The sequence below is a fragment of the Streptomyces sp. GMY02 genome (assembly GCF_019056675.1).
In the GTDB taxonomy this organism is placed as follows: domain Bacteria; phylum Actinomycetota; class Actinomycetes; order Streptomycetales; family Streptomycetaceae; genus Streptomyces; species Streptomyces odonnellii.
Genome location: NZ_CP077658.1, coordinates 1,225,292 through 1,237,465 on the forward strand (window position 1 = coordinate 1,225,292; position 12,174 = coordinate 1,237,465).

Annotated in this window: 13 protein-coding genes; 4 read left to right on the forward strand and 9 right to left on the reverse strand. The window is 69.9% G+C overall.

Annotated elements, in window-relative coordinates:
* Positions 1-133: 133 nt before the first annotated feature.
* Positions 134-1,174 (forward strand): NlpC/P60 family protein, encoded by a 1,041-nt coding sequence (locus tag KQY30_RS05060; RefSeq protein ID WP_217305756.1) that lies wholly within the window; start codon positions 134-136, stop codon positions 1,172-1,174.
* Positions 1,175-1,206: 32 nt separating this feature from the next.
* Here the strand turns inward: KQY30_RS05060 and KQY30_RS05065 are convergent, their stop codons facing one another.
* Both KQY30_RS05065 and KQY30_RS05070 read right to left on the reverse strand, forming a co-directional pair.
* Complete coding sequence (locus tag KQY30_RS05065; protein ID WP_217305757.1) at positions 1,207-2,118, reverse strand: M56 family metallopeptidase; 912 nt, start codon at positions 2,116-2,118, stop codon at positions 1,207-1,209.
* A complete protein-coding gene (locus KQY30_RS05070) occupies positions 2,115-2,483 on the reverse strand; it encodes a BlaI/MecI/CopY family transcriptional regulator (protein ID WP_217305758.1) in 369 nt (122 codons plus the stop codon). Before KQY30_RS05070 ends, KQY30_RS05065 begins: the two co-directional genes overlap by 4 nt.
* A 676-nt stretch (positions 2,484-3,159) precedes the next feature.
* Between KQY30_RS05070 and KQY30_RS05075 the strand changes: the two genes are divergently transcribed.
* Positions 3,160-4,263, forward strand: a complete 1,104-nt coding sequence (locus KQY30_RS05075; protein WP_217305759.1) for a PLP-dependent cysteine synthase family protein — start codon at positions 3,160-3,162, stop codon at positions 4,261-4,263.
* Complete coding sequence (locus tag KQY30_RS05080; RefSeq protein ID WP_254406951.1) at positions 4,260-5,534, forward strand: MFS transporter; 1,275 nt, start codon at positions 4,260-4,262, stop codon at positions 5,532-5,534. Before KQY30_RS05075 ends, KQY30_RS05080 begins: the two co-directional genes overlap by 4 nt.
* Before the next feature lie 73 nt (positions 5,535-5,607).
* Here the strand turns inward: KQY30_RS05080 and KQY30_RS05085 are convergent, their stop codons facing one another.
* The 6 genes from KQY30_RS05085 to KQY30_RS05105 form a co-directional block, all read right to left on the reverse strand.
* Positions 5,608-6,348 (reverse strand): DUF1775 domain-containing protein, encoded by a 741-nt coding sequence (locus KQY30_RS05085; protein ID WP_254406952.1) that lies wholly within the window; start codon positions 6,346-6,348, stop codon positions 5,608-5,610.
* 56 nt (positions 6,349-6,404) lie between these two features.
* The gene (locus tag KQY30_RS36190) at positions 6,405-7,049 is read right to left on the reverse strand and encodes a hypothetical protein (RefSeq protein ID WP_254406953.1); all 645 of its coding nucleotides are present in this window, start codon (positions 7,047-7,049) and stop codon (positions 6,405-6,407) included.
* A 74-nt stretch (positions 7,050-7,123) separates the two neighbouring features.
* Positions 7,124-7,939, reverse strand: a complete 816-nt coding sequence (locus KQY30_RS05090; protein ID WP_217305762.1) for an ABC transporter ATP-binding protein — start codon at positions 7,937-7,939, stop codon at positions 7,124-7,126.
* A 109-nt stretch (positions 7,940-8,048) separates the two neighbouring features.
* Positions 8,049-8,882, reverse strand: coding sequence for an ABC transporter permease (locus KQY30_RS05095; RefSeq protein ID WP_217305763.1), 834 nt, complete (start codon positions 8,880-8,882; stop codon positions 8,049-8,051).
* Positions 8,846-9,700 (reverse strand): ABC transporter permease, encoded by an 855-nt coding sequence (locus tag KQY30_RS05100; RefSeq protein ID WP_217305764.1) that lies wholly within the window; start codon positions 9,698-9,700, stop codon positions 8,846-8,848. The genes KQY30_RS05095 and KQY30_RS05100 overlap by 37 nt, the downstream gene beginning before the upstream one ends.
* Positions 9,697-10,695: an ABC transporter substrate-binding protein gene (locus KQY30_RS05105; RefSeq protein WP_217305765.1), complete on the reverse strand. Its 999-nt coding sequence runs from the start codon at positions 10,693-10,695 to the stop codon at positions 9,697-9,699. The genes KQY30_RS05100 and KQY30_RS05105 overlap by 4 nt, the downstream gene beginning before the upstream one ends.
* 173 nt (positions 10,696-10,868) lie before the next feature.
* Here KQY30_RS05105 and KQY30_RS05110 point away from each other — a divergent pair, with 173 nt between their 5' ends.
* Positions 10,869-11,597 carry a GntR family transcriptional regulator gene (locus tag KQY30_RS05110; protein ID WP_217305766.1) on the forward strand — a complete coding sequence of 243 codons (729 nt, stop codon included), beginning with the start codon at positions 10,869-10,871 and terminating at the stop codon, positions 11,595-11,597.
* Positions 11,598-11,641: 44 nt separating this feature from the next.
* Here the strand turns inward: KQY30_RS05110 and KQY30_RS05115 are convergent, their stop codons facing one another.
* Positions 11,642-12,151: an Lrp/AsnC family transcriptional regulator gene (locus tag KQY30_RS05115; RefSeq protein ID WP_254406954.1), complete on the reverse strand. Its 510-nt coding sequence runs from the start codon at positions 12,149-12,151 to the stop codon at positions 11,642-11,644.
* Positions 12,152-12,174 lie beyond the last annotated feature (23 nt).

The window sequence follows — 12,174 nt, forward strand, 5'->3', positions numbered from 1 at the left end:
AACGGAATCCGTCCCTCCGGAGCCGAGCCCAAGGGGACGCCCCCGTCCACCACTCGCCTTGTTACTAAAGAACTAAGCTCTATAGTATTAACGGACAAGTCTTCGCGAGATCGATCAGAAGGAGACCGCCTCAGTGGCGTCCCACCGTCGTCCCAAGCAGACCAGCCAGGCCTACACGGCCGTTGTCACGGCGACGGCCGCCGCGGCTGTCGCCGTGACGGCACAGTCGGCTTCGGCCGATCCGCTGCCGGACCCCAACAAGAAGGGGGTCCAGGCGCAGATCGACCGGCTGTACGAGGAGGCCACCCAGGCCACCGAGAAGTACAACGGGGCGAAGGAGAAGGCCGGTGTCCTCCAGAAGCAGGTGGACGACCTCCAGGACACCGCCGCGCGCAAGCAGAGCGATCTCAACGACCTGCGGAACCAGATCGGTTCGATAGCCGCGGCGCAGTACCGCAGCGGCGGGCTCGACCCGTCCGTACAGCTCCTGCTCTCCTCCGATCCGGACGGCTACCTCGACAACGCCTCCGCGCTCGACCAGTTGAGTGCCCGGCAGATCACCGCGCTCCAGCGGTACCAGTCGCAGCAGCGTGATCTCCAGCAGCAGCGCAGCCAGGCCGCGGACAAGCTCAAGGACCTCCAGGAGACCCGCACCGAACTCGGGGACAGGAAGAAGGAGATCCAGGGCAAGCTCGCGAAGGCGCAACGGCTGCTCAACACCCTCACGGCCGAGGAACGGGCCGAGCGGTCCGCCGAGGAGGAGCGCGCCAACCGGTCCAGCGAGCGGGTGCAACTGGGCAACGAGGCCAGTGCCTCCCAGCGCGCCGCCGCGGCCTTCGAAGCAGCGAAGAGCCGGGTCGGTATGCCTTACGTATGGGGCGCGGCCGGACCGAACTCCTTCGACTGCAGTGGGCTGACCTCCTGGTCGTTCAACCAGGCGGGAGTGTCGATCCCCCGTACGTCACAGGAGCAGGCGAACGTCGGAACCCGGATCAACTCCCTGAGCGCGCTCAAGCCCGGCGACCTCATCCTCATGCGCACCGACCTGAGCCATGTCGGTTTCTACGCGGGGAACGGACAGATCCTCCACTCGCCGAAGCCCGGCGCGCAGGTGCGTTACGAATCGATCGCCCGGAGCGGTATGCCGTTCATGTGGGGCGTCCGCATCGGCTGACGGCCGCGACCGGGGGCCCCCGGGACGCGAGGTCAGCCCAGACCGGGAGAGCAGGCGACGAGCAACGGCAGTACGGGAACCACCGTGGCCACCGCGGCGATCGCCCCCGAGACGGCGGGGTGCGGTGCCCCCCGGGGGACAAGGATCCGCTTCATACGGACCGCGACATTCCCGCCGCCCACCGCGAGCGCTCCCCTCGGCGCACGGGCCGCCGCCATCTCGTACATCGCGGTGGCGAGCACCTCGTGCGAGTGGCCGCGCAGCGCGCGGTCGTCCGCGGCCATCTCCATCAGAAGCGCCGTCTGCTCCCTGCCCAGGCGAGCGAGCGGAAGACGGCGGAACACGGAGTGGAACGCCTCCATCGCCGCCAGCACCAGATGGTGGCGGCCCGCGACATGGGCGCGCTCGTGCTCCAGAACGGCGTCGAGCTGTGCCGGCGACAGTTCACGGAGGGCGGCGTCACTGATGACGATCCGGGGGCGGCGTCCCGGCAGACAGTAGGCGGCCGGCCTGTCGTACGGCAGTACGGTGGCGCGCAACCGGGCCGAGTGACGCCCCACCAGGTCCACCGCGTGCCGGTGCCGGTCCCGCAGGCGTCGTGCGCGTACGAGATGGAACGTGAAGCTCGCGGCCAGCACCGAGAAGACGGCGCTCGGCAGTGCGATGGCCAGCCGGTCCGCCGTACCGGCGTCGGGCCGGCCCGTACCGAGGTGCAGCCCGCAGTAGTGCAGGAAGCCCACGAGTCCCGCGTGCAGATGCTCGGTCGGCACAGCCAGCCCGACCGCGGCGAGCGCGACCGCCACCGAGAACGAGACCGCGAGTGCGTGCCACACCACCGCTCCCAGCACGGGAGTCCGGTGCGGCCAGGCGCTGCGCACCAGCAACGGGGGCACGACCACGCCGACCACCGCCGCGTACCCGGTCAGCGCGGCAACCGCGTTCACGGCTTGGCCTGTCGTCCCACGCTTCGCAGCGCCTTGTGGAGTGCGTCGATCTCCTCGGGGGTCATGTTCTCGACGAAGTGCATCAGCGCCGCCGGGCGGTCCCGGCTGGTTCCCAGCCCGTCCTCCATCAGCGCGGCGGCGTATGCCTCACGGCTGCGCGCCGGTGTGTACAGCCAGGCGCGGCCCTGCCTTTCGCGCAGCAGCCAGCCCTTGGTGAACAGGATGTTGGTGACGGTCATCACCGTCGTGTACGCGACGGGCCGGGTCTGATTGATGTCGTCGACGATCTGACGCACCGTGGCCGGACGGTCCCATGTCCACAGACGGTCCATGATCTCCGCCTCAAGATGCCCCAGCCGCCGCATGGCCCCTGTCTTCCCTCCGCCACCGAGTACGCAGGGCCATAGTAGGCGCGGGCGGTTCCCTCACCCGTTCGTGTTCCTCCTGGCGGGCATCACCCCCAACGCACGGTAGCGTGTGTGTCACTGTGCGAATTCGGCCGAGGTGTTTCCGTGAGCACGGCAGATGGGTGGTCGCCCTGCTGCTGGCGGCTCTGGCTGCCCTGTTGATCGGCGGCTGCGACAGCGGCGGGCACCACCGGCTGCTCGATCCCCGTTCCGACCGTCCGGCGGCCTCGGCCTCGGAGTTCTCGTCGGAGTGTGCCGATCCGGATCCTGCCTGCGCACCGGTGGCGGAACACCATCTCGCCGCCCAGGTGGACGAACGCCAGCCGCTTCAGGCACTTTCCGCAGCGGTCGGCGACCGGCCGCAAGCAAGCGGATCGCCTCTGTGTGCCGGCACACCGAGGCGCGGGCCTCCCGCCGCGGGAGGGCGTGAGGTGCTGAGTCAGAGGTGTGTGTCCAGGACGTGACCGGGCCCGGCTGCTCCGGTGCGCGGCGATGTGCCGCCCACCGACGAGCGGACTGACGGCTCCCGATCGCTCCTCTCCCGGGGTGACGCGGTGCGTTGCCGGCAGGTGCGTTGCCGGCAGGTGCGTCACCGCGGTGTGCCCCGGGCCGTACGAAGGACACCAACCGCACGATGACTGAACTCCCCCTGCCCGTAAGGCCGGTCAGCTCGCCACGCAGTGTGCTGGGCGCTGTCGGCAACACTCCCGTGCTGTGGGTGGACGAACCGTTCACCACCGCGCCCAGAGGGTTCTGGGCGAAACTCGAAGGCTTCAATCCCGGCGGCATCAAGGACCGGGCCGCCCTGTACATGGTCGCCCGGGCGCGCGAACGCGGGGATCTGCGTCCCGGTGCCCCGATCGTGGAATCGACCTCCGGCACACTCGGCCTCGGTCTCGCCCTGGCCGGGGTGCTGTACGGGCATCCGGTGCATCTGGTCACCGACCCGGGCATGGAACCGATCGTGGAGCGGATGCTCGCCGCCCACGGGGCCACCCTGTACGTCGTCGACCGGCCCTGTCCCGAGGGCGGCTGGCAGGAGGCGCGCCGTCAGCGGGTCGCCGAACTCCTGGCCGCGTATCCGGGTGCGTGGTGCCCGGATCAGTACCACAACCCCGACAACGTGGCCGCGTACACCGGGCTCGCCGGTGAACTCGCCGGCCAGTTGCACCGTGTCGATGTGCTGGTGTGTGCGGTCGGCACGGGTGGCCACTCCGCCGGGATCGCCCGCGGTCTGCGTGCGCGTATGCCCGCGATGCGGCTCGTCGGAGTCGACACGGTCGGGTCCACGATCTTCGGCCAGCCCGCCCGGACCCGGCTGATGCGCGGGCTGGGCTCGTCCATCTTTCCGCGCAATGTCGACTACGGCTCCTTCAGCGAAGTCCACTGGGTCGCCCCCGCCGAGGCCGTCTGGTCGGCGCGGCGCCTGGCCGCCCGGCAGTTCGCGACCGGCGGGTGGAGTGTGGGCGCGGTCGCGCTGGTCGCCGGGTGGCTGGCCCGTACACAACCCGAAGGGACCCGGATCGCCGCCGTCTTCCCCGACGGGCCCCATCGCTACTTCGACACGGTCTTCAACGACGACTACTGCCGGGCCAACGGCCTTCTCCTCACGGAAGGACCCACCGGGCCGGCGGTCGTCTCCCGGGCCGACGAAGCGGAGGTGTTCGGATGGACGCGCTGCGCCGCGGTCACCGATCCGCTGTCCGCCGCCACGGCGGTGGAAGGGGGACGGCGGTGAACTCCACCTGGCGGAAGGTCCGTTCGTTCGACGCCACGGTTCAACTGCTGCTGGTGAACCAGTTCGCCATCAACCTCGGCTTCTACATGCTGATGCCCTATCTGGCCGCTCATCTGTCGGGCTCGCTGGCTCTGGGCGCCTGGGCGGTCGGGCTCATTCTGGGGATGCGCAACCTCTCCCAGCAGGGCATGTTCCTCATCGGCGGCATGCTCGCCGACCGGCTCGGCCACCGGCCACTGATCATTGCCGGGTGTGCGCTGCGTACGGTCGGTTTCGCGGGGCTCGCCGTCGCGGGCACTCTGCCGGGCCTGTTGGCGGCTTCGGCCCTCACCGGTCTGGCGGGTGCCCTGTTCAATCCCGCCGTCCGCGCGTACCTCGCCGCCGAGGCGGGTGAGCGCCGGGTCGAGGCGTTCGCGCTCTTCAATGTCTTCTACCAGGCCGGGGTCCTGCTCGGTCCGCTGGTCGGACTGGCGCTGACGGCCGTGGCGTTCCCGGTCACCTGCGCGGTGGCGGCGGCGCTCTTCGCGGCGCTGACGCTGTTGCAGTCGCGGCGGCTGCCCGTACGGGAGAGGGCCGCGGGCAGGCGGGAGACCACCTGGCGCGAGCAGGCGGGTACGGTGCTGCGCAACCGGCCCTTCTGGCTGTTCGCCGCCGCCATGACCGGCTCGTACGTCCTGTCGTTCCAGATGTATCTCGCACTGCCACTGGAGACGGAACGCCTGGTGGGCGACGGTGCGTACGGCATCGCGGCGACCAGTGCGCTGTTCGTCGTCTCCGGCCTGGTCGCACTCGCCGGACAGATGCGCATCACGGCGTGGTGTGAACGTACGTGGACGCCTCACCGTTGTCTGGTCGCCGGGCTCGCCGTCATGGCGGTGGCTTTCGTGCCCCCGGCTCTCACCTCAAGTGCCGTTGCCGTACCGGGTGGTTGGGGAGCCGTACTGGTCATGGTGCCGCTGGTGGTGTGCGCGGGTCTGCTGGCGGTGGCGACCGCCGTGCTGTATCCGTTCGAGATGGACACCATCGTCACCCTGTCCGGCGGGCGGTGGGTCGCCACCCACTACGGCCTCTACAACACCGTCTGCGGCATCGGGATCACCGTGGGGAATCTGGTCACCGGCGCGGTCGTCGACGCCGGCCGCCGCACCGGTTTCGCCGCGCTGCCATGGGTGGTACTCGCGCTGGTCGGTGCGGGGTGCGCGACCGCGGTCGCGGCCCTGGCCCGCGGCGGGCATCTCGGTGTGACGACTCCCGCCGCGGTACGGGCGTGAGGCAGCGGGTACGGACGCGGTAGCGGGGGGCCGGTGCACGCCAGGCGCTCGCGCACCGGCCCCTTCGCGGAGCCTAGGCCTGGTTACGGCCGCGCCGTACCCACCACACACCGGCACCCACGGCCAGGACGACCACCACGGCGATGGCCGCGACGATCACTCCGGTGTTGCTGCCGGAGTCCTCCGCCTCTGACGCCTGGGCGGACGGCTCCGCCGTGGCAGCGGGAGCAGGAGCGGACGTGGACGGTGCCGGGGAGGAGGAGCTGACGCTCGGCTCCGGTGTCGGGCTCGGGCTCGGAGCGATGGGAGTGGCTCCGGGTGCCGCCGCCTTTAGTTCCAGCACCGGCGCCGGGTTCTCCGCCTTCTCGCCGTCGCCGGGCACCTCGATCCAGCGGGAGACGTCGCCGTCGCTGTACGTTTCGACGGTCTTGAACACCAGCGACTTCGCGTCCGGCAACTGCCGTACCGTAATGCTGTGTTCGGCGTCCGTGCCCGCCGCGAGCGCGGCGCCGCCCACGGTGTATCCGTCGGCGGTGGCCGTCAGTTTCCACCCCTTGGGCGCCTCTTTGAGCGCCACCGTGTCCGGCGCGATGCCCTGGGGCAGGACGATCCTGAGTTCCTTGATCCCCGCCTCGCTCCTCTCGGCCTCCGAGGTGAAGTTCAGTGTGACGTTCTCGGCCAGGGCCCGCGGATCGGAAGCGGTGACCTCGGCATGCGCGGCAGCGGGTCCGGCCCCCGCCGCCACGACGACCGTAGCGGCGGCCACCGTCACGCCACAGCGCCGGAGGACAAGGGCGATGGATGATGTGTTCACGAAGATCGGGCTCTCTCGGTACGGGCGGACGCACCGTGTACGGGCGGCCCGCCGGGTCAGGGGAACGCGTCTCCTGCCCGGCTTCCCGGAGGCCCCCTGCGTTCGACCACATGTGAGAGCAGCGTTTCGGCGCCGAGTGCCGTCGCGGCGCGCTGCGGGATCCGGCGTACGGACGCCACCGTACGGAGCGGGGCAGGCCATCGCCCCAGGGCGGCGGTGACAAGCGCGATCCAGGCTCTGGCCCAGCGGCCGACCGTACGGGGCAGCCCGCTCAGCGCCCGGTCCGCGCGGTGCATCAACAGGGCCACGGCGACAGCGGCCCCGCAGTGGGCCAGTGTCATCGCCGTCGCACCGTGATGCGCCGCGTAACCCGCGCCCGCCCCGGCATGCCCGTGCGCATGGCCGTGGCCCGGCGCGGCGGGTGCGGACAGCGCCGTGTGCAGGACGAGTTGCGCCCCACCCGTAACGGCTGTCACGGCCCACCACGAGCGGACCTTTCCCGCTCCGAGGGACGAGACCAACCCGATCGCTGCCGCGACGGCCGACAGTCGCAGCCACGGGACGGGTTCCTCCGAGGCGAGGTGATGCCCAACCGCGGCCAGCACGGCACTGGTCAGCGTGAAAACCGCAGCTCTCGCCCACCGGCCGCCCGGCCCGAGCCGCGGCGGCCGGCCGGACTCGTATCCCCCGGGCCAGTTCATGGTGCGCTCATCATCCACGCCCGCGCCCCGGCCCGCGCCCCCACCCCCGGATCTGTGTTGACGCAGGCGGCGGTTCAGCCTTCCTGGATCAGTTTCAGCACGCGCGAACGCAGAACCGCGAATTCCGGCAGCGACTTGGTGTGGAGCTGGTCCCGGTCGGACGGCAGTGGTACGTCGACGACGGCCCGTACGGTGGTCGGCCGGCCGGAGAGCACCAGGACCCGGTCGGCGAGATAGACCGCCTCGTCGATGTCATGGGTGACCAGCACGACCGTAACGCCGAACTCCCTTCGGACCCGCAGGATCAGATCCTCCAGATCGGCCCGCGTCTGGGCGTCGACCGACGCGAACGGCTCGTCCATCAGCAGCGCCTCGGGCTGATAGGCCAGCGCCCGTGCGATCGCCACCCGCTGCTGCATCCCGCCGGACAACTGCCACGGGTACTGGTGCTCGGAGCCCTCCAGACCGACGCCCGCCAGCGCCGCCAGGCCCGCTTCCTGCCTGGCGGCACGGGACAGCCCCTTCGCCCGAAGCGGCAGTGTCACATTGCCCAGCACACTCATCCATGGCATCAACGACCGGCTGTAATCCTGGAAGACGACCGCCAGTCTCTCCGGCGGCCGTTCCACCAGCACGTCGTCCATGAACACCGCGCCTCCCGTCGGTGGCATCAGCCCGGCAAGGCACCGCAGCAAGGTGGTCTTGCCAACGCCTGACGGACCGACGACACAGACGAACTCGCCGCTGCGGACCTCCGCGTCGATACCGTCCAGAACCGGCCTGCCCGTATAGGACTTCGACAGCCCCTCCACCCGCAGCACCACGGGCCCGCCCGCGGCGCCTGATCCAGGAGTCGTGTCACGGGCGCCATGCCCCGTCGAGCCGGTCATCACAGTGATCTCCCGTTCATCCGGCCTGTCCGGCTTGTCACGTCCATCGGGGCTGTCTGGTTGTTTCCGCTGCGTACTGCCGGTGGTGGCGGCCCGGCGCGCATGGGACTCACCTTTGCTCCACGCGCCGCATGCCGCGGTGCCAGCGCAGCAGGACGCCTTCCAGACCGCGGAAGGCGACGTTGACGAGATAGCCGACGATGCCCAGGAACAGCATTCCGGCCCACATGTCGGTGATCGCGAACTGCCGCTGGGCGTGCAGGATGCGGAAGCCGATGCCGCTGGTGGATCCGGCCATCTCGCTGAACACGATCACGGTGATGCCGATCGACAGCGCGGTGCGCACCCCGGCCACGATCTGCGGGCTCGCGGCGGGCAGGATCACGCGCAGCACCCGGTCGCGGCGGCCGAGCCGGTAGCTGGTGACCACGTCCCGCACCACCGTGTCCACCGAGCGCACCCCGTCCACGGTGTTCAGCAGGATCGGCCACACCGTGCCATAGGCGATCAGACCGACCTGCATCTCCGTTCCGATGCCGAACAGCAGAAGAGCGGCCGGAACGAGGGCGACCCCGGGGGTGGCGCGCGCGAACTCCAGGACCGGCGCGAAAGCGTCCGCCAGAAAGGGGACCAGACCGAGCAGGAGACCCGCCGTGATCCCGATGACGACGGCGATGCCCAGACCCGCCGCCAGGTGCGCCAGGCTCGGTACCGCGTCCGACCCGAAGTGCGAGAAGAACCAGATCCGCCGCAGTGCCGAGACGCTGTCGGCGAGCGGCGGGAAATACGCCGAGGTGCTGTCCGCGCTCAGCACCCACCATGTCGCGACGGCTCCCACGGGCAGGATCAGTTCCAGGGCCAGCCCGGTCACAAGCCGGAGCGGCCGGCCGCCGGGCGGGGTCTTCCTCAGCTCGCGGCGGCGGGACGGTACGCCGAGTGCCATCGCAGTGTTCTCCTCTCCAGCGCGAGCAGACCCCGGTTGAGCAGGATGCCCAGCAGTCCGATGACGACGACCACCGCCCACATCCGGGGGACGTCGCCGCCCTGTTCGTAGGTGGTCATCTCGGCGCCCAGTCCGGGTGCCCCGCCGATGAGCTGTGCCGCGATGGCCAGCAGCAGGCTCATGGTGGCGGCGACCCGGATCCCGGTGGCGACAAAGGGGGAGGCGCTGGGCAGCACGACGAACCGGACGTAGTGCCATCGCCCGATCCCGTAGGTCCGCGCCATGTCGCGCAGGTTCGGGTCGAGTTGATGCATGCCGTACATGCTCTGCAGGAGTACGGGCCACAGCGATCCGAAGACCACCAGGACGAGCGCCATCCTCGTGGTGGCGCCGTATTGGAGAAGGACCAGGGGGATGAGAGCGATGGGCGGGATGGAGCGCAGGAAGTCGATGCTGAAACGGGAGACGCGGTAGAGCAGCCCGCTCGCCCCGAGCAGCAGCCCCACCGGCACCGCCGCGGCCAGCGAGAGACCGAGACCGATCGCCCATGTGGTGGCGGTGTCCCGGATGGCCGGCCACAGCGCGCCGTCGGCGAACATCGATCCGAGTGCCCTGCCGATGTCCCAGGGTGCGGCGATGGCCGCGTCCGGCAGGGCGCCCGTAACCACGAGCAACTGCCATACGCCGAGAGCCAGTACGACACACAGCACACGCGCGCCGAGCAGTGCCGCCCGCCGGGTCGGGACGCCGCTCGTGTCCGGCGGGGACGGCGGGGGCACGCCGACGCCCCGCGGGGAAGCCTCGGTGACGGTGTTCACGGCCGGGGGACCAGGATGTACGGCTTCAGGTCGATCGGGGAGGTGAGGATCCCGTACCTGACCATCAGCGACTGAAGGGTGTCCAGCGGCTGTTGGGTCAACGGCCGGTCCGGGAAGGTGGGCAGAATGATCTCGGCCAGGACATCGGCGCTGGTCGTGGTCGACGTGGCCGCCACCTGCCGGATCTTCGCCGGGTCCTTGCCCAGTGCGGCATTGGCCGCGTCGATGGATTCGGAGAACGCCTCGACCACCTCGGGATGGCTCATGGCATAGCTTTCCGACGTCAAGTAGACGATGTTCGGGACGGTGGGAATCGATGTGGACATCACCGGCAGCAGATCCGTGAGGCCCGCCGACCGCGCCTGGGACACGAACGGCTCGTTGAGCACCGCACCGTCCACCTTCCCGCTCTCCACCGCGGCGACCATCTGTGTGAACGACATCTCGACGAAGCGCACATCCCGCGATGTGCCGCCCTTGGCGTCGATCGCTGCCTGAGCGGCCACCTGCGCCAGCCCGCCCAGCGCGTTGACGGCGACGGTCCTGCCGGACAGCCCCGCCACCGAGGTGACCTTGCCGCGCCCCACCACCAGGACCGTGGAGTCCTTGGCCGCCTCGGTGGAGTTCACACTGCCCTGTCCGACGATCTTCACCGGCATCTTCTCGCTGATCGCCTTGATCGCGCCGAGCGGATCGGCGGCGGTGAACTGGATCTGCCCGTTGAGCAGCAACGGCAGCGCCTGAGCCCCTGACGTCACCTGCTGCGGTGTCGCCGCGAGTTTGTGCGCCTTGAACGTGCCGTCCTGTGTCGCGAGAAACAGCGACGTGTTGGTCAGTGTCGGCGAGGTGCCCACCGTGACCGATGTGATGCCGTCACCACCACCGGACGACGGACCGGAACCGTCCGCCGACCCGGAACCGCAGCCGGTCAGCAGGACAACGGCTCCTGCGACGAGCAGTGCGGGGAGAGAAGCTGAACGAAAGTGCTTGGCCATGAGGACCTCTCGCCAGTCAGCCGCGATCGAATGCTGCGATGGTCATCAGATTTCACTATCATGTCAATAGTATTTCCTAGATATATCTGACGCCCGAGACGCCCTCCGGGCCCGGTGGGATGAGGGAGCAGGCGGTTGTTCCGGCTCGTCGGCCAGATATACCTTGGGCATTGTTGACTACGGAGGTGGACGGGTCCATGGCGGAGCAGCGCAGGACTCTGATGGCGGCCGAGCCTGAAGCCGAGCAGCCCGCTCGCAGGCTCTCGCTGACCGAGCAGGTGTACCACCGGCTCAAGGAGGAGATCCTCCAGGTCCGCCACGGTCCCGGGGAGCTGCTGCTCGAACCCGAACTCGCCGCGCGCTACGGCATTTCGAAGACCCCGGTCCGCGAGGCCCTGCGGTTGCTGCTCCAGGACGGCTGGGTCCTGGTGATGCCGCGCAAGGGCTATCTCGTACGCCCGGTCCGGCTGGAGGACATCCGTGAGGTGTTCGAGGTCCGCCGGATGATAGAACCCGTGATGGCCGGACAGGCGGCACATCTGCGCACCGGCAAGGACATCGCCCGGCTGTCCGGCCTCTGCTCCGAGCAGTCCCGCGACGCGGCGTCGATCGAACCAGCGCTGGACGCGGCGCGGGCCTTCCACAGCGAGCTGGCAGCCCTGACCGGCAACGGCAGGGCGCTGGCGATCCTCACCGACCAGCTCGACGAGGTACGCCGGCTGCACCACCTCATGCCGAAGGCCGAGCACCACATCACGTCAACCGTGGAACTCGACGCGCACCGCCAGATCCTGGCCGCGGTTGAGGCGAAGGACGCGCGGGCGGCCGCGGATCTGATGAGCGATCACGTCACCGAGGTGGCCGAGGCGATGGTCGACGCCTTCGCGGGCATGCGCCGCTGACAGCGGCGCGTACCGGGCTCGGTGCCGGGATCGCGGCGGTGCCCTCACCGGTCCGGAGCGTCCCACTGGGTGCCGAGCCCGTCGGCCTCTTCGAACACCAGCCATGTCCGGGTGGCGCGCACCCCGGGGATGTCCTGGATCGACTCCAGAACAACGTGCCGCAGTGCGGTGTTGTCAGGTGCCCGCACCAGCACGAGCACGTCGTAGTCGCCTCCCACCAGGGCGAAGTGCTCGATGTGCGGGATCTCCCGCAGCCTGCCGGAGACGGCCCGCCAGGCGTTCTGCTCGATGGTCACCGATACGTAGGCGCTCGTGCCCAGCCCGAGTCTCTTCGGGTTCAGCCGGGCTGTGAAGCCGGAGATGATGCCGTCCTCCGTCAGCCGGCCGATGCGCGCGTAGGCATTGGCCCGCGAGATGTGCACATGATCGGCGAGAGCGCGCACGGACATGCGCCCGTCGCGCCGCAGGGCGGCGATGATCGCGCGGTCGACGGCGTCGAGTCCGGCGGCAGAACGTCCGGCCTCCGGACCCGCGGGACCGTCGACAATCGACACTTTGCACTCCATCCCGAGAGGGA